This window comes from Frateuria hangzhouensis (assembly GCF_026410505.1).
Lineage (GTDB): Bacteria > Pseudomonadota > Gammaproteobacteria > Xanthomonadales > Rhodanobacteraceae > Frateuria_A > Frateuria_A hangzhouensis.
Map to the genome: position 1 here is coordinate 147157 of NZ_JAPMIU010000004.1, position 15356 is coordinate 162512.

General features: G+C 69.4%; 14 protein-coding genes. 6 read left to right on the forward strand and 8 right to left on the reverse strand.

Annotated elements, in window-relative coordinates; all coding sequences use genetic code 11:
* Positions 1 to 104: 104 nt before the first annotated feature.
* Positions 105 to 2525 (reverse strand): S9 family peptidase, encoded by a 2421-nt coding sequence (locus OSC30_RS05970; RefSeq protein ID WP_267170932.1) that lies wholly within the window; start codon positions 2523 to 2525, stop codon positions 105 to 107.
* Positions 2526 to 2675: 150 nt separating this feature from the next.
* Here OSC30_RS05970 and OSC30_RS05975 point away from each other — a divergent pair, with 150 nt between their 5' ends.
* The 4 genes from OSC30_RS05975 (at position 2676) to hemC (ending at position 6253) form a co-directional block, all read left to right on the forward strand.
* Complete coding sequence (locus tag OSC30_RS05975; protein ID WP_425474734.1) at positions 2676 to 3341, forward strand: alpha/beta hydrolase; 666 nt, start codon at positions 2676 to 2678, stop codon at positions 3339 to 3341.
* 150 nt (positions 3342 to 3491) lie between these two features.
* Positions 3492 to 4547: a sensor histidine kinase gene (locus OSC30_RS05980; RefSeq protein WP_267170934.1), complete on the forward strand. Its 1056-nt coding sequence runs from the start codon at positions 3492 to 3494 to the stop codon at positions 4545 to 4547.
* Positions 4547 to 5251, forward strand: a complete 705-nt coding sequence (locus tag OSC30_RS05985; RefSeq protein WP_267170935.1) for a LytR/AlgR family response regulator transcription factor — start codon at positions 4547 to 4549, stop codon at positions 5249 to 5251. The genes OSC30_RS05980 and OSC30_RS05985 overlap by 1 nt, the downstream gene beginning before the upstream one ends.
* A gap of 87 nt (positions 5252 to 5338) precedes the next feature.
* On the forward strand, positions 5339 to 6253 hold the full coding sequence (gene hemC, locus OSC30_RS05990) for a hydroxymethylbilane synthase (RefSeq protein WP_267170936.1): 915 nt from the start codon (positions 5339 to 5341) through the stop codon (positions 6251 to 6253).
* 97 nt (positions 6254 to 6350) lie between these two features.
* On the opposite strand, the gene OSC30_RS05995 is transcribed toward hemC, so the two are convergent.
* Together OSC30_RS05995 and OSC30_RS06000 are read right to left on the reverse strand one after the other, a co-directional pair.
* Positions 6351 to 7148, reverse strand: coding sequence for a DUF481 domain-containing protein (locus OSC30_RS05995; RefSeq protein WP_267170937.1), 798 nt, complete (start codon positions 7146 to 7148; stop codon positions 6351 to 6353).
* Positions 7149 to 7244: 96 nt separating this feature from the next.
* Positions 7245 to 8162, reverse strand: coding sequence for a hypothetical protein (locus OSC30_RS06000; RefSeq protein ID WP_267170938.1), 918 nt, complete (start codon positions 8160 to 8162; stop codon positions 7245 to 7247).
* A 126-nt stretch (positions 8163 to 8288) separates the two neighbouring features.
* On the opposite strand from OSC30_RS06000, the gene OSC30_RS06005 reads away from it, so the two are divergent.
* Positions 8289 to 9266 carry a helix-turn-helix transcriptional regulator gene (locus OSC30_RS06005; RefSeq protein ID WP_267170939.1) on the forward strand — a complete coding sequence of 326 codons (978 nt, stop codon included), beginning with the start codon at positions 8289 to 8291 and terminating at the stop codon, positions 9264 to 9266.
* A gap of 90 nt (positions 9267 to 9356) precedes the next feature.
* On the opposite strand, the gene OSC30_RS06010 is transcribed toward OSC30_RS06005, so the two are convergent.
* Entirely contained in the window at positions 9357 to 11123 is a 1767-nt protein-coding gene (locus tag OSC30_RS06010; protein ID WP_267170940.1) for an SLC13 family permease, read from the reverse strand.
* A gap of 219 nt (positions 11124 to 11342) precedes the next feature.
* Between OSC30_RS06010 and OSC30_RS06015 the strand changes: the two genes are divergently transcribed.
* On the forward strand, positions 11343 to 12245 hold the full coding sequence (locus OSC30_RS06015) for a patatin-like phospholipase family protein (protein WP_267170941.1): 903 nt from the start codon (positions 11343 to 11345) through the stop codon (positions 12243 to 12245).
* Positions 12246 to 12257: 12 nt separating this feature from the next.
* Here the strand turns inward: OSC30_RS06015 and OSC30_RS06020 are convergent, their stop codons facing one another.
* The 4 genes from OSC30_RS06020 to OSC30_RS06035 all read right to left on the reverse strand — a co-directional run bounded on the left by OSC30_RS06020 (position 12258) and on the right by OSC30_RS06035 (position 15330).
* Positions 12258 to 12626 (reverse strand): DUF488 domain-containing protein, encoded by a 369-nt coding sequence (locus tag OSC30_RS06020; protein WP_267170942.1) that lies wholly within the window; start codon positions 12624 to 12626, stop codon positions 12258 to 12260.
* 118 nt (positions 12627 to 12744) lie between these two features.
* Positions 12745 to 13461, reverse strand: coding sequence for a glycosyltransferase (locus tag OSC30_RS06025; RefSeq protein ID WP_267170943.1), 717 nt, complete (start codon positions 13459 to 13461; stop codon positions 12745 to 12747).
* Positions 13462 to 13612: 151 nt separating this feature from the next.
* Positions 13613 to 14482: a ParB/RepB/Spo0J family partition protein gene (locus OSC30_RS06030; RefSeq protein ID WP_267170944.1), complete on the reverse strand. Its 870-nt coding sequence runs from the start codon at positions 14480 to 14482 to the stop codon at positions 13613 to 13615.
* 2 nt (positions 14483 to 14484) lie between these two features.
* A complete protein-coding gene (locus OSC30_RS06035) occupies positions 14485 to 15330 on the reverse strand; it encodes a ParA family protein (protein WP_267170945.1) in 846 nt (281 codons plus the stop codon).
* Positions 15331 to 15356 lie beyond the last annotated feature (26 nt).

A 15356-nucleotide genomic window follows, 5' to 3' on the forward strand; every position in this document is an offset into this window, starting at 1 on the left:
GTAGGGTGGGCTTCAGCCCACCGGGCAACCTCGTGGGAAACGGTGGTGGGCTGAAGCCCACCCTACGATCGCCCGCTCCCGACGTGAGAGGGGCCAGCCAGCGCCTACCTCGCGGGCTTGACGTACGTATCGAACAGCTCATCGATGCGGCGGTACTCGTCGTGCCACGAGTCCGGGTGCACGAAGCCGTGCCGCTCCATCGGGTACAGCGACATCCAGAAATCCTTCTTGTGCAGCTCGATGAAGCGCTGGTACAGGCGGATCGAATCGGCCGCCAGCACGTTGTCGTCGATCAGCCCGTGCTCGATCAGCAACGGATCGGCCAGCTGGTCGGCGTAGGTGATCGGCGAGCTGATGTCGTAAGCGTGCGGATCCAGCTGCGGGTCGTTGAGGATGTTGGCGGAGTATTCGTGGTTATACAGCCGCCAGTCGCTGACCGGGCGCAGCGCGGCACCGGCGGCGAATTCGCCCGGCGCGCGCAAGAGCGCCATTTCGGTCATGAAGCCGCCGTAGCTGCCGCCGTAGATCCCCACGCGCCGGGGGTCGACATGGTGGTGCTTGACCAGCCAGGCCTTGCCGTCGAGCAGATCCTCCAGTTCCGGATGCCCCATCTGGCGGTAGATCGCGTCGCGCCAGTCACGGCCGTAGCCCTCGGAGGCGCGGTAGTCCATGTCCAGCACCACGTAGCCCTTGCGCACCAGCAGGTTGTGGAACATCTGCTCGCGGAAGTAGTAGCTCCAGCCCAGGGTGACGTCCTGGGTGTAACCGGCGCCGTGCACGAAGAGCACCGCCGGGCGCGAGGTCGCGTGGTCGTCCGCCGGGCCGTAGAACTTGGCGTAGATGGTGCCGGCGCCATGGCTGGAGGGTACCTGCACGATCTTCGGCTCGATCCAGTCGCGCGCGGTGAAGGCACGCTTCATGGTGTCGGTCAGTTCGCGCGCGGCGCCGCCGGCGGCCGGCTGCACCGCCAGCTGCGAAAGCCGGTAAGGCGCCGAATGCAGCACCGCCAGCCGGCTGCCGTCAGGCGACAGCTGGAACTCGTCCATGCCCTGGTAGTGCGTGACGCGGGCCAGCTCGCCGCCGCCGCTGGACACGCGGTAGACGTCGTAGCTGTAGGGCGCGACCTGATTGGTGCGCAGGTAGAACCAGCGCCCGTCCCCGGACAGTTGCGGGTGGCTGACTTCGAATTTGCCGTGGGTCAGCGCCCTGGCCTTGCCGTCCAGCGATTTGATGTAGAGCTGCGAGTAGCCGGTTTCCTCGGACAGGTACCACAGCGTGCGGCCGTCCTTGAGCCAGCCGAAATCGTTGAAGTTCCAGTTGATCCAGGCGTCGTCGTGCAGCCGCTGCTGGTTGACCAGCGCGTGGCGGGTGAAGTCGACGCTGGCGATCCAGCGGTCCTTGTTGTCGATCGCGCGCAACTGGATGGCCAGGTTGCTGCCGTCCTCGCTCCACACGATGCCGCCGCCACCGCCGTCCTCGGCGCTGGAGACGATGCGCACCGGGCGTACGTCGGGCGCCTTGAGCGCCTTGGCCTGGTCACCCTTGCCGCCCTTCTTCAGGGCCGCGATCGTCCGCGCGCGGATGGCCGCAAGCGGGTCGTCCTTGATGCCGGGGAGATTGTCGGTCGGCACCGCGTAATGCCGGTGGGCGTGCAGGTCCAGCAACAACAGCGATTGCGCCGCCGGGTCGTCGCGGCCGACGTAGACGCGCGCATCCTCGGTCTCGGCGTAGCCCGAGTCGCTTACGTAATGGGTCACCTTGGGATGACGGCCGGACTCGTAGCTCTTCGGCCGCGTGACCACCAGCAGCCAGCGGCCGTCGGGCGACAGCTCGGTGTCCACCGCCACGATCTTGTCGCCCAGCCAGAACGGTTGCGACGCGCGGCCCGGGTCGGCGGCGGCCAGCGCCCTGGCGTTGGCTTTCTCGGCCTGCTTGTCGGCCTCGAGCTGGCGCAGGGTGGAGAACAGCTTCAACTGCCCGGCTTCGAGCGCATCGTTGCTCTTCTTGTCCGGATCGTCGGAAAACTTCAGCACCGCCACCGGCGCGCTGACCCCGCGGGCGAGGTCGTAGCGGTACCAGTCGTTGCCCGAGCGGTATTGCAGGGCGCGGCTGTCGGCGGAGAACTGCGGCGCCGATTCGTCCTCCACGGTCTGCGTGACCTGCACGGTGCGACCGTCGGCCAGCGTGCGCAGGAACACGTCGCCGTGGCGCACGAACGCGGCATAGCGGTGCGTGCGGTCGTACACCGCCGGACCATCGGCCTGGGCGATCGCGGCCGGATCGAGTTTCTCGCTGCGGCCGGTCGCCGGATCGACCCGGTACAGGTCGCGCACGTTGCTGCCGTCGCGCTTGAGCCGGTAATAGATCGCCTGGCCGTCGGCACTCCAGTACGGCGATTCCACCGCCTGCCCGATCCAGTCGGGATTGGCCATGATGGTTTCCAGGTCCAGCGGCGCCGCGGGCGTGGCCGCCATCGCGGGCAACGCGGTGAGGGCGGCCAGGCCAGCCAGGAAAAGTCGACGCATGGGGGTGCTCCGCTTGTCGCAAAGCACCCGAGCATAGCCAAGCGGGCCTGCGCCGCAAGCGCCGGAAGTCCCGGCGAGGGCGCGGTCCGTATGGCGGCGGCATGACGCATGGGCGAGACTGGGCAGTCTGCCCAACCCACCGGTATGCCCATGAGCCTGCTTCCCAGCGTCGAACACGAAACCGGCCCCGAACCGCGCCACAGCGTGATCTGGCTGCACGGGCTGGGCGCCGACGGCAACGATTTCGCGCCGATCGTGCCGGAGCTGGTGGATCCGGCCTGGCCGGCGCTGCGCTTCGTGTTCCCGCACGCCCCGGTGCAGCCGGTGAGCATCAATGGCGGCGTGCCGATGCGCGCCTGGTACGACATCTTCGGCTTCGACGCGCGGGCGCCGCAGGACGAGGCGGGCATCCGGCGTTCGATCGAGGCGGTGGAGGCGCTGATCGCGCGCGAACACGATCGCGGCGTGCCCAGCGAGCGGATCGTGCTGGCCGGCTTCTCGCAAGGCGGCGCCATCGCGCTGGCCGCCGGCCTGCGCCACGCCCGTCCGCTGGCGGGCATCGTGGCGCTGTCGACCTACCTGCCGATCAGCACCACGCTGGCGTCCGAGCGCAGCGCCGCCAACGCGCCAGTGCCGATCTTCTGGGGCCACGGCAGCGCCGACCCGGTGGTGGTGCTGCAGCGCGGGCTCGATTCCCGGTTGCTGCTGGAAGCCCTGGACTACGCGATCGACTGGCACACCTACCCGATGCCGCATTCGGTCTGCGCCGAGGAAATCGCCGACCTGCGCCACTGGCTCACCCCACGCCTCAGCTAAAGCTCCCTCTCCCCTCCGGGGAGAGGGCTGGGGTGAGGGGCCGCTCTTGCCACGAACCTTCCCAGGCAAAAAGCGAAAGACCCCCTCTCCTCGACCTGCAGCGGGGAAGAGGGAGCAAATGCGCGCTACGTTGCCGGCATACTGGAGCACATGAGCCGCACCTCCCGCCCGACCACGCCATTGCCGGACTTCTGCCGGCTGCCGGCCGTGGCTGCGCTGTTCGCGGTGGGCGCGCTCACCGTCACGCTGATGTGGCTGGCGCCGGACAACGCGCGCGGCTGGCGCGGCTACAGCGTCGGTATGCTGTTCGTCACCTGGCTGTCGGTGCTGATCGCGCTGGCGTTGTGCTACGCGCGGCGATGGCTGCAGCGGCTGGGCGGCTGGATGCCGTATGCCGGCGTGTGGCTGCTGATCGAGCTGGTGGTCGCCCTCGCCAGCGTGGTGGCGCGCTGGATGGACATCGCCTTGCAACTGGATCTGGTGCACACCACGCCGGCGGCGTTCGTGCGCGACAACCTGCTGATCACCGCGCTGCTCGGGGCGGCGATGCTGCGCTACTTCTACGTGCTGGCGCAGTGGCAGGCACGGCTGGCGGCGGTGGCGCACGCGAAGGTCGATGCATTGCAGGCGCGCATCCGGCCGCATTTCCTGTTCAACAGCATGAATACGGTGGCCGCGCTGGTGCGGGTCGATCCGGCGGCCGCCGAGCGCACCATCGAGGACCTGTGCGAACTGTTCCGGGCGGCACTCGGCCATTCGGAAAGGGGCCAACCGGGACACGAAGGCACGCTGGGCGAGGAGCTGACGCTGATCGAGCGCTACCTGGCCATCGAGCAGTTGCGCCTGGGCGAGCGCCTGCGCGTGCGCCGCGAGCTCGACGGCCTGCCGGCGGATTACCCGCTGCCGCGCCTGTTGCTGCAACCGCTGGTGGAAAACGCCGTGCGCCACGGCGTCCAGCCGTTGCGCGAGGGCGGCGAGGTCGTGCTGCGCGGCCACGTGGCCGAGCGCGCGCTGCACATCGAGATCGGCAACCCGTTGCCGCCGGGGCCGGGCACGCCGGGGCACGGCCACGGCCTCACCAACGTGCGCCAGCGGGTGGCCTGGCGCTACGGCGCACGCGCCACGGTCGCGGCCGGCCCGCAGCAAGACCGCTTCGTGGTGCAACTGCGCCTGCCGCTCGATCCACCGCCGGCGGAGGACGCCTGATGCGCGTGCTGATCGTCGACGACGAACCGCTGGCGCGCGCCCGCCTGGCCGCCCTGCTGGGCGAATGCGAGGACGTGGCGCTGGCTGGCAGCGTGGCCGACGGCGAGGCCGCACTGGCCGCCCTCGGCGAGGCGCAGCCGGACCTGCTCCTGCTGGACATCAACATGCCGGGACTGGACGGCGCCACGCTGGCCGCGCGGCTGACCGGGCAGGCGCGGCCGCAGGTGATCTTCTGCACCGCCTACGAGAACCACGCCTTGACCGCCTTCGAGTTGGGCGCGGTCGACTATCTGTTGAAGCCGGTGCGGCTGGAACGCCTGCGCGAGGCCCTGCAGCGCGCCCGCCTGCGCCTGGCCGCCGCGCCGGCCGAGCCGGTGGGCTACCTGCGCGGCCGCCTGCGCGGCGAGCAGGTGCGGATCGCGCTGACCGAGGTGGTCTGCCTGCTCGCCGAGGAGAAGTACGTGGTGGTACGCCACGCCGGTGGCGAACTGCTGATCGAGGAATCGCTGCGCCAGCTCGAGGAGGCCTATCCGGCCCAACTGGTGCGGCTGCACCGCAATTGCCTGGTGCCGGCGCCACGCCTGCTGGGCCTCAAGACCCTGCCCGACGGCCGCGTGCTGGCGCGCCTGGCCGGTACCGGATTCAGTCCCGAGGTGAGCCGGCGCAACCTGCCGGCGGTGCGCAAACTGTTGCGCACCGGCTGAGCCGCGCCCTACAGATCGTCGCAAGGCAAGGCAGCGCAAGCGCTCCTGCGCGACAATACGCACCTGTTTTCCCTGCACGGAACCCCGATGGCCGTTTCCCTCCTGCGCATCGCCACCCGCAAAAGCGCGCTCGCGCTGTGGCAGGCCGAGCATGTCGCCGCGCGGCTGCGTGCGGTGCATCCGGACCTGGCGGTCGAGCTGGTGCCGATGACCACCCGCGGCGACGAGATCGCCGACCGTCCGCTCGCGAGCATCGGCGGCAAGGGCTTGTTCCTGAAGGAACTGGAGGTGGCGATGCTGGAAGGCCGCGCGGAGCTGGCGGTGCACTCGCTCAAGGACGTGCCGGCCGAACTCGAACCAGGCTTCGTGCTGCCGGCGATGCTGCCGCGCGCCGACGCCGCCGACGCCTTCGTCAGCAGCGAGCACGCCACGCTCGCCGACCTGCCGCACGGCGCCCGCGTGGGTACGTCTTCGCTGCGCCGGCAGGCACAGCTGCGCGCGGCGCGACCGGACCTGCAATTGCTCGATCTGCGCGGCAACGTCAACACGCGCCTGGCCAAGCTCGACGCCGGCGACTACGACGCCATCGTGCTGGCCTGTGCCGGACTGGAGCGGCTGGGCCTGGCCGCGCGCATCCGCCAGCGGCTGGCCGCGCCGGACTGGTTGCCGGCACCCGGGCAGGCGGCGATCGGGATCGAGGCGCGCGCCGACCAGCCGGCCGTGCTGGCGTTGCTGGCGGCGCTGGACGATGCCGACACGCGCGTGACGGTCAGTGCCGAGCGTGCCATGAACCATGCGCTCGGCGGCAGCTGCACGGTGCCGGTGGCGGCCTGGTGCGTGCTGGGCGAGCGTGGCCTGCACCTGTGCGGGCTGGTCGGCGACGCAGCCAGCGGACGGCTGGTGCGGGCCGAAGCCAGCGGTCTGGTGGATCAGCCGGAGGCGCTCGGCCGCACGGTAGCCGATGCCCTGCTGGCGCAGGGAGCCGGCGAAATGCTCGGCTGACCACTCCTGCAGGAGCCCACTCGTGGGCGATGCTCTTGCTCTGATGCCACCCAAAGGGCATCGCCCACGAGTGGACGCCCACAAGGGCAGTGCGGGGCTAGAAGTTGTAGACCAGGTTGGTCGTGGTCAGTGTGTCGGTGCTCTGCGTGCCCGGCTGCGTGTTGGAGTTGTAGCGCACCTGGAAGCCGAGCTTGAGCGCCATCTTCTTGGTCATGCTGACCGACAGGCCGGCGTCGTTCTGGTAGTACTTGTTCTTCGAGCCCGCTTCGATCAGCACGGTGTCCTCGAAGGCGGTGTTGTCGGTCAGGCGGTATTTGAAGTTGATCAGGCCACGACCGACCGCCTCGCTCTCGGTCGGCTGGCGTACCTCGGTCGGCACGCTGTCGATCAGCACGGTGGTATTGGCCGGCCGGTAGCGCTTGTAACCGGGGCCGATCTCGAACGACAGCTCGGCGCGCTCGTTCTTCAGCGCGATATAGCCATAGCCCAGCGACACGATGCCCTGCCACAGGTTGGAGCCGAAGTCGTCGTGCTCGTAGCGCGCGGCGCCGACCACGTAGCTGCGCGGGTCGAGCTTGTACCCCACCGAAGCGCCGCCGTCGTAGCGGTTGGCGGTGGTGCTGAAGCGATCGACCGTATTGCCTTGCGCATCGACCACGGTCACTTCGCCTTTGGAGCGCATGCCGTTGAGGAAAAAGCTGTTCTTCCAGTACTCGTTTTCCTGATTCAGGCCGAGCTTGGCGTTGACGTTCTCGGTACGCGAGTTGCCGCGCGCCGAGGCGAAGCCGAACTCGCCGGAACCGGACCAGCCGCCGTTGTCGGTGGCGGCGTCCTGCGCCTGGGCCACGCCGGCCAGGGCGAACAGGCACACGGCAGCAATCAGGGTCTTGTTCATCGGGCGATCCAGGGAAGGGGGGTGGGACAGAGAGTCCGCCACCTTAATGCGGCGGTTTGAACTCGCAGTGAACATGCGCCGGTGCACGGGCCTGCGCTACCGGCCCCGGACGCCGGCGTGGCCGGCCCGGCACAGCTGCGCCAGCGCCGCTTCGTAGGCGCGTTGCTCGATGGTGCGGCCGAGCAGGCAGCTGATCGCCGCCAGCGCCACCAGTGGCATGCCGGCATCGGACAGATCCACCACCAGCAGCGCCAGGCTGGGCACCGCGTAGGTGAGCAACGCGGCGACGAAGCGCGCGGTACGGCCACGCGTGCGCGGCATGGCGGAGCGGCCCTCGGGCTGGCTCAGCGCCTGCCAGCGCAGGCCTTCGATCAGCCCCAGCAGCAAGGCCAGCACCAGCAGCACCATGATCCATGGCCGCGTGCCGGCCGGGTGCACGGCGCCGTCCTGCGCGGCCAGGCACAGCCACAGCCACAGGCCGCCGGCATACCAGGCGGCCACGACGCGGCTCACCGGCAGCTGCGCCGAGCAGCGCAACACGCCCTCGGACAACCGCCGGCGATAGCGGTGCACCGTGTAGGCCAGGCTGGCCAGGCTGCACAGCGCCAGCGCGGCGCCGGCCAGGCGGGTCGCCCAGAAGGCGTTGTCGCCACGGACCAGGCCGGCCACGGCCAGCATCGGCAAGTACGCCGCCAACGCCAGCAGCGCTTCGCGCGTGGGCCGGCTGCGCCGCGCCGGGAACCAGCCATGCCATTCCGACAGCCCCGGCAGGCGCAGGCAGGCGACCGCCAGGCCGATGCTGACGAATACGGCGCCCAGCGCCAGCGGCAGCAAAGCCTCGCTGCGGCCACCACGGTAGATGCCCAACGCCAGCGCCAGCCCCAGCAGCATCCACAGGCCGTAGCCGGAAAGCGCCAGCATGCGCAGCAACGCCGCCGGGTAGGCCGGCGGCAGCGGATAGGGCCGCTCCTCGGTCATGGCGGCACAGGCCTGCATGTCGCTGGATGGTTGCATCACATCGAAGGCTCGGCGGTTGGGGGAGAAACCGCGACCCGACTCACGCGTCGAGCCGTGCGGTGGACTTGCGGCCACCGCGGGCCGTACCCATGCTACACAAAGCTCGGCCTCGAACGGTATGCCATGGATCGCTACGAACGCATTCTTACCCTGCACCGACTTCTCAAATCGGCGCATTACCCGGTTCCGCTGGCGCGCCTGATGGATGAGCTGGAGTGTTCGCGCGCCACGCTGTACCGCGATGTCGCCTTTCTGCGTGATGCGCTGGGCGCGCCGATCGAGAGCGCCGGCAACGACCAGGCGGCATTCCGCTACGAGCTGGGCGAGGGCGAGCGCTTCGAGCTGCCCGGGCTGTGGCTGACCTCCGATGAGCTGGCCGCGCTGCTGGCGTTGAACGAATTGATCGGCCGCACCGGCCCCGGCGTGCTGGCTGGCGCGCTGGCGCCGTTCAAGGCACGCATCGAGCGCCTGCTGACCGGGCAGGAGAAGGACAAGGCACTGCCGATCGAGCGCATCCGGGTGATCCCCTGGGGCGAGCGCAAGCTCGACCAGCAGGTGTTCCGCGTGGTTGCCGGCGCGGTGCTGGAGCGCCGCCGGCTGCGTTTTTCCTACCGCGCGCGCACCACCGATTCGGACAGCAAGCGCACCGTCTCGCCGCAGCGGCTCACGCACTATCGCGACAACTGGTACCTGGACGTGTGGGACCACGACCGCGAGGCGCTGCGCAGCTTCGCGGTGGACCGCATCCGCCAGGCCCATGCGCTGGACGAGCCGGTCACCGACGTGGCCGAGTCCGACCTCAACGAATGGCTTGCCTCCAGCTACGGCATCTTCGCCGGCAAGCCCAAGGCCTGGGCGACGATCCGCTTTTCCGCCCACGCCGCGCGCTGGGTCGCCGACGAGCACTGGCACTCGCAGCAGAAGGGCGAGTGGCTGCCGGACGGACGCTACGAGCTGAAGGTGCCCTATTCGAAGTCGCGCGAGCTGCTGATGGACGTGCTCAAGTACGGCCCGGATGCCGAAGTGGTGGCGCCACTACCCCTGCGCGAGGAGATGAAGAGCCTGCTGCATATGGCGCTGGGCGCCTACGGGAATCGTTGATTGGGATTCCGCATTCGTTAGACGCAAAGGCAGCGCCCCGCGAGCGCCAGCTTTTGCAAATCCCGAATCCCGGATCCCGAATCCCGGCCCTCACGGATGAAACGGCCAGAACTGCGGGATCAGCCACATCGACAACGCGCAGAACAACGCGATCAGTGGGATGCCCACTTTCATGAAATCGGTGAAGCGGTAGCCGCCGGCGTAATAGACCATGGTGTTGGTGGGGTAGCCCACCGGCGTGGCGAACGAGGTCGCGGCGGCGAAGGCCACCGCCACCACGAACGGCCGCGGGTCGGCATTGGCCGCGTGCGCCACCGTCACCGCGATGCCCACCATCAGCACCACCGAGGGGTTGTGTCCCATCAGTTCGGTGAGCAGTGCGGTCAGCAGGTAGACCATCAGCAGCGCGGCCAGCGGACCGTGGCTGCCGACCAGCCCCATCGCGCCATGCACGACCACGGTGGACAGCCCGGTCTTCTCGATCGCGATACCCAGCGGCAGGATGGCGCCGAGCAGGATGATGATCTTCCAGTCCATGCCCTCGTAGATGTCCTTGCGGCCGAAGCAGCCGGTCAGCGCCATCGCGGTGGCGCCGCACAGCGCCGCGATCGGGATCGGCAGCCAGTGCATGCCCGAGGCGATCACCACCGCCGCCATGATCACCACGGCGATCCAGGCCTTGCGCATGCTGCCGCGGGCGTCGTCGCGTTCGGACAGCACGATGAAGGCGTCGTCGTTGCGCAGCTTCGGCATGCCGCCCTCGTCGACCAGCGCCAGCAGCACGTCGCCGACCGCCAGGTCGGTGTTGCTCAGCTTGTCGCGCAGTACCTGGCCGCGCCGGTGCACGGCCAGCACGCTGGCGCGGTAGCGCCAGTCCAGGCCCAGCTCGGACAGCCGCCGGCCTTCGGCGGGGCTGCCCGGGGCGACCATCAGCTCGGCCAGCACGCGCGTGCGGTCGTCCTGGCGCGCGTAGTGCTGGTCGGGCGCATTGCGCAGGCGCGCGCGGCGCTGGAAGTCCTCGATCTTGTCCCAGTCGCCGCGCACCAGCAGCACGTCGCCAACGGTCAGCTTCTGCTCGCGCGGCGACCACATGCGGCGCTCGCCGCGCAACAGCTCCAGCGGATAGACGCCGTATTTGTCGCCCAGTTGCGCCTCGGCGATGCGCGTGCCCACCAGGGGTGACTCCTCGCCGACCACCAGTTCGGTGACGTACTTGCCGACATCGCCGCCCTCCGGCAGCGCCGCGTCGATCTGCTTGGGCAGCAGCTTGCGGCCGACCAGCATGAGGTAGGTCATGCCGGCCACCGCCAACAGCGCGCCCATCTTGGTGAATTCGAACACGCCGAACGGCGGCAGCCCGTGCTTCTGCGCCAGGCTGTCGGTGAGCAGGTTGGAGGAGGTGCCGATCAGCGTGCACACGCCGCCCATCTGCGCCGCGTAGGCCATCGGCATCAGCACCCGCGCCGGCGAGGTGCCGGTGCGCTGGCACACGCGCAGCGCCAGCGGCAGGAACGTGGCCACCAGCGCGATGTTCTTCACGAACGCGCCCAGCGGGGCGATCGCCAGCATCATCGCCAGGGTCAGCAGCCAGGGTTTGCGGATGCGCATCAGCAACTGCGTCAGCGGCTCCAGCGCGCCGGAGCGTTCGATGCCCAGGCTCAGCGCGAACATCGCCGCCACCGTCACCGTCGCTTCGTTGCTGAAGCCCGACAACGCCTCCACCGGCGTGACGATGCGCAGCACCACCAGCGCGGCCAGCACCAGCAGCGCAACCAGGTCGATGCGCACCTTCTCGCTGGCGAACAGGCCCATCGCGCCGACGATGATCGCTACCGTGGCCCATGCCTGCCAACTCATGCACGCGCTCCGCGGCGGCGGGCGGATCCGGCCGGGGTCGCGCGAAACGGGGCGTTCAGGCGGGTATCGGCTGGCATGGTTCCTTGGGGCTGCCTCGTCAATGGCGCGGACGCCGACCCGTCCATCATAGCGGCCGCGGTCGCTGGCGTCGGACGGACGACTTCACCACAGCACCACGCTAACGTATCGTGAGGGTCCGCTCTTCTGCAGGCCGACCGCATGAGCCATTCCGACCCGGTACCGGCCACGGACGCACCACGCCAGACGATCGCCCTGGCCCTTGGCGCCGGCGGCGCCAAGGGCCTTGCCCACATCGGCGTGATCGAGGAGCTGGAGCGCCAGGGCTATGTCATCGGCGCCATCGCCGGCAGTTCGATGGGGGCGCTGATCGGCGGCATCTACGCCATGGGCAAGCTGCCGGTCTACCGCGACTGGGTATGCAAGCTGGCGCGGTTCGACGTGTTGCGGCTGGTCGACTGGACCTTCCGCGGCGGCCTGATCAAGGGCGAGAAGATCATCGAGACCCTGCGCCAGCTGATCGGCGATGCGCGCATCGAAGATCTGCCGCTGGCCTACACCGCGGTGGCCACCGACATCGACCGCGAGCGGGAGGTGTGGCTGACCCGCGGCGAATTGTTCGACGCGATCCGCGCCTCGATCGCCATTCCGACGATCTTCCGACCGTACACCATCGATGGCCGCCGGCTGGTCGATGGCGCCTTGCTCAACCCCGTGCCGGTCACGCCGCTGATCCGCGAACGTGCCGATTTCCTGTTCGCGGTCAGCCTGGACGGACCGACCGAGCGCCGCGCCCCCGAGCAGGACGTCGTGGCCAGCGGCGACGCACCGCCGGGCTGGCTCGGCCGGCTGTTCGCCCACGGCGAGGACAAGCCGCCGCAGGCGCACGAGCCCGGCGCGCTGGCACTGCTGACCCAGTCCATGGACCTGATGCAGTCGAACCTCTCGCGGCTGCGCCTGGCCGCCTACGACCCGGACCTGCTGATCCAGATCCCGCGCGACGCTGCCGCCACATACGAGTTCTATCGCGCCAGCGAGTTGATCGAACTGGGCCGCAAGCGCACCCGCGAGGCACTCGAGCGGTTCGACGCCACGCGCGACTAGCTCGCCGCCGGGTCAGTGCGGCCCGTGCACGGACAGGTAGTTTTCCAGATAGGCCTTCAAAGCCACGGCGTTGTTGTGCTCTTCGTCGCGGGCGCCGAACAGCAGCGTGACGTGGCCGCGGCGGGCCTTCTCGGCCAGCGCCTGCCACGCCTCGGGCATGGCATCGAGCTCGCCCGCGTAGCGGTGGCGAAAGCCCTCCCAGCGGTTCGGTTCATGGCCGAACCACTGACGCAGATCGCGCGAAGGGCCGACCTCCTTCACCCACAGGTCCAGCGCGGCGTCCTCCTTCTTCAGGCCGCGCGGCCACAGGCGGTCGACCAGCACGCGGTAGCCGTCCTTCGATGACGGCGGGTCGTAGACGCGTTTGACGGTCAGGCTCATGGCGCCCCCTGTAAAGGAACCTGCCCCAAGCTTACCCCTGGCGGGTGAACGCGCCGTAGGGTGGGCTTCAGCCTGCCTCGGGGAATCGGAGCCGGTGGGCTGAAGCCCACCCTAGGCCCTAGAGTTCCTCGACATGGGTGACCTTGGCGCGGCGCATCAGCCAGGCCACGCCACGCAGGTCGGCCAGCCCAACCCAGAGGCGGTCGAGCATGCCGTACTTGGAGGTGCCGGCGGTACGCGGGCGATGGCCGACCGGCACGCTCTGGCTGGCGAAGCCGGCGCGGCGCACCAGCGCCGGCAGGTAGCGGTGCATGTGGTCGAAGTAGGGCAGGCGCAGGAAGGTCTCGCGCTCGAACAGCTTCAGGCCGCAGCCGGTATCCGGGGTGGCGTCCTTGAGCATGCGCGAGCGCACCGCGTTGGCGATCTTCGAGGAGATCCGCTTGTTGAAGCTGTCGCGGCGCGTGGTGCGCCAGCCGGCGAACAGTTTGACCTCGGGCGGCGCGCTGGCGCGCGCGGCCAGCAACTTGGGGATATCGGCCGGATCGTTCTGGCCGTCGCCGTCGAGGGTGGCGATCCAGGCGCCGCGCGCGGCGCGCACGCCATTGGCCACCGCGGTGCTCTGCCCGCTGCGGCTGACGTGGTGCAACACGCGCAACTCCGGATAGCTCGCCTTCTGTGCGGCCAGCACGGCACGGCTGTCGTCGCTGGAATCGTCGTCCACGTAGACGATCTCGAAGTCGGCCTTGCCGCGCAGCGCGGTGGCGATTTCGGCAAGCAGCGGCGGGATGTTGTCGCGCTCGTTGAACACGGGCACGACGACGGAAAGCTCGGGCATGAGGCCAGTCCGGGGGGAACGATTGGGCGGGGATTATCGCCGATGCGCGGCGTTGGCGCAGGCGACGCGCCAGCTTCTCTGCAGGAGCGCCCTTGGGCGCGACCGTGATGGATGGCGGTCGCGCCCAAGGGCGCTCCTACATGAGGCCAACTCAGCGCAGCTTGCCCAGGATCCCGTCCAGCTCGTCGTTGCTGTGGTAGTGGATCACCAGCTTGCCGCGCCCGCCCCGGCCCTGCGCGAGCTCCACGCGGGCACCGAAGCGTTCAGCCAGCTCGCGCTCCAGCGCGTCGACGTTGGGGTCACGCGAGCCACCGGTTCTGGCCTTGCCCTTGGGCGCGTTCTGCGCGCGGCGCGCGGCGTCTTCCAGCTCACGCACGCTCCAGCCCAGGGTCGAGGCCTGGCGCGCCAGCGGCACGGCGATGGCCTCGTCCAGGGTGAGCAGGCAGCGGGCGTGGCCCATTTCCAGCTTGCCCTCGTCGAGCAGCTTCTTGATCGCTGCCGGCAGTTCGGTCAGGCGCAGCAGGTTGGACACGGCCGCGCGCGAGCGGCCGACCGCGTCGGCGGCCTGCTGGTGGGTGAGGTCGAAGTCATCGATCAGACGCTTCAACGCGTCGGCTTCCTCCAGCGGCGTGAGGTCCTGGCGCTGGATGTTCTCGATCAGCGCCATCGCCGGCACGGCGGCCTCGTCGACGGACTTGACCAGCGCCGGGATCTCGCTCATCTGCGCACGTTGCGCAGCGCGCCAGCGCCGCTCGCCGGCGATCAGCTCGTAGCTGTTCGTACCCAGCGCACGGACCACCACGGGCTGGATCAGGCCCTGCGCCTTGATCGAGGCGGCCAGTTCGTCCAGCGCCTCTTCGTTCCAGTGCCGGCGCGGCTGGTACTTGCCCGGCTGGATCTGCTGGATCGGCAGGCTGCGCAGTTCGCCTTCCTGTTCGAGCGGCGAGGCGGTGCCGGCGCCATCGCCGCCGAGCAGCGCGTCCAGCCCGCGGCCGAGTCCCCGTTTCTTCGCGGCGGCCATGGTTACTCCTGGTGGATGTCGGCAGCCGCGTTCAGCGTGGCACCGGTGTCATGCATGTCATGGAGGGCGGCCACGGCCGCCTGCGCACCGCGCTCGCGGCGGATGATCTCGCCGGCCAGGCCGATGTAGGCGATCGCGCCGCGCGAGCTGCGGTCATACAGGTGGATCGGCTGGCCGTGGCTGGGCGCCTCGGCCAGGCGCACGTTGCGCGGGATGATCGAGCGCAGCACCTTGTCGCCGAAGTGCTGGGTGAGCTGCGCGGAAACCTCGTTGCCCAGGTTGTTGCGCACGTCGTACATGGTGCGCAGCAGCCCCTCGATCTCCAGCTTCGGGTTCAGCCGCTGGCGCACCGCCTTGACCGTTTCCAGCAGGCTGGAAAGCCCTTCCAGCGCGAAGTATTCGCACTGCACCGGGATCAGCAGACTGTCGGCCGCGGCCAGCGCGTTCAAGGTGAGCAGGTGCAGCGAAGGCGGGCAGTCGATCAGGATCGTCTGGTAGTTGCCGCTGACCTTGGCCAGTTGCTCCTTGAGCCGGCTTTCGCGGGCGATCGCGTCCATCAGTTTCAATTCGGCCGCGGTCAGGTCTCCGTTGCCGGGCAGCAGGTCGTAGTGCGATTCTGTGCCGACGATGGCGCGCTCGATCGGCGCTTCGTCCAGCAGCACCTCGCAGCCGTTGGGCTTGGCCTCGCGCTTGTCCACGCCCGAGGCCATGGTCGCGTTGCCCTGTGGGTCGAGGTCGACCAGCAGCACTTTGCGCTTGGCCGCCGCCAGCGCCGCCGCGAGATTGACTGCCGTCGTGGTCTTGCCGACGCCGCCCTTCTGGTTGGCGACAGCGATGATGCGGGCCATGGGTCGATAGCTACCGGTTGCGCGGA

Excerpts from the sequence above, each read along its gene's own strand:
- OSC30_RS05970 (WP_267170932.1), bottom strand. The coding sequence starts at position 2,525 with ATGCGTCGACTTTTCCTGGCTGGCCTGGCCGCCCTCACCGCGTTGCCC.
- OSC30_RS05975 (WP_425474734.1), top strand. The coding sequence starts at position 2,676 with ATGAGCCTGCTTCCCAGCGTCGAACACGAAACCGGCCCCGAACCGCGC.
- OSC30_RS05980 (WP_267170934.1), top strand. The coding sequence starts at position 3,492 with ATGAGCCGCACCTCCCGCCCGACCACGCCATTGCCGGACTTCTGCCGG.
- OSC30_RS05985 (WP_267170935.1), top strand. The coding sequence starts at position 4,547 with ATGCGCGTGCTGATCGTCGACGACGAACCGCTGGCGCGCGCCCGCCTG.
- hemC (WP_267170936.1), top strand. The coding sequence starts at position 5,339 with ATGGCCGTTTCCCTCCTGCGCATCGCCACCCGCAAAAGCGCGCTCGCG.
- OSC30_RS05995 (WP_267170937.1), bottom strand. The coding sequence starts at position 7,148 with ATGAACAAGACCCTGATTGCTGCCGTGTGCCTGTTCGCCCTGGCCGGC.
- OSC30_RS06000 (WP_267170938.1), bottom strand. The coding sequence starts at position 8,162 with ATGCAACCATCCAGCGACATGCAGGCCTGTGCCGCCATGACCGAGGAG.
- OSC30_RS06005 (WP_267170939.1), top strand. The coding sequence starts at position 8,289 with ATGGATCGCTACGAACGCATTCTTACCCTGCACCGACTTCTCAAATCG.
- OSC30_RS06010 (WP_267170940.1), bottom strand. The coding sequence starts at position 11,123 with ATGAGTTGGCAGGCATGGGCCACGGTAGCGATCATCGTCGGCGCGATG.
- OSC30_RS06015 (WP_267170941.1), top strand. The coding sequence starts at position 11,343 with ATGAGCCATTCCGACCCGGTACCGGCCACGGACGCACCACGCCAGACG.
- OSC30_RS06020 (WP_267170942.1), bottom strand. The coding sequence starts at position 12,626 with ATGAGCCTGACCGTCAAACGCGTCTACGACCCGCCGTCATCGAAGGAC.
- OSC30_RS06025 (WP_267170943.1), bottom strand. The coding sequence starts at position 13,461 with ATGCCCGAGCTTTCCGTCGTCGTGCCCGTGTTCAACGAGCGCGACAAC.
- OSC30_RS06030 (WP_267170944.1), bottom strand. The coding sequence starts at position 14,482 with ATGGCCGCCGCGAAGAAACGGGGACTCGGCCGCGGGCTGGACGCGCTG.
- OSC30_RS06035 (WP_267170945.1), bottom strand. The coding sequence starts at position 15,330 with ATGGCCCGCATCATCGCTGTCGCCAACCAGAAGGGCGGCGTCGGCAAG.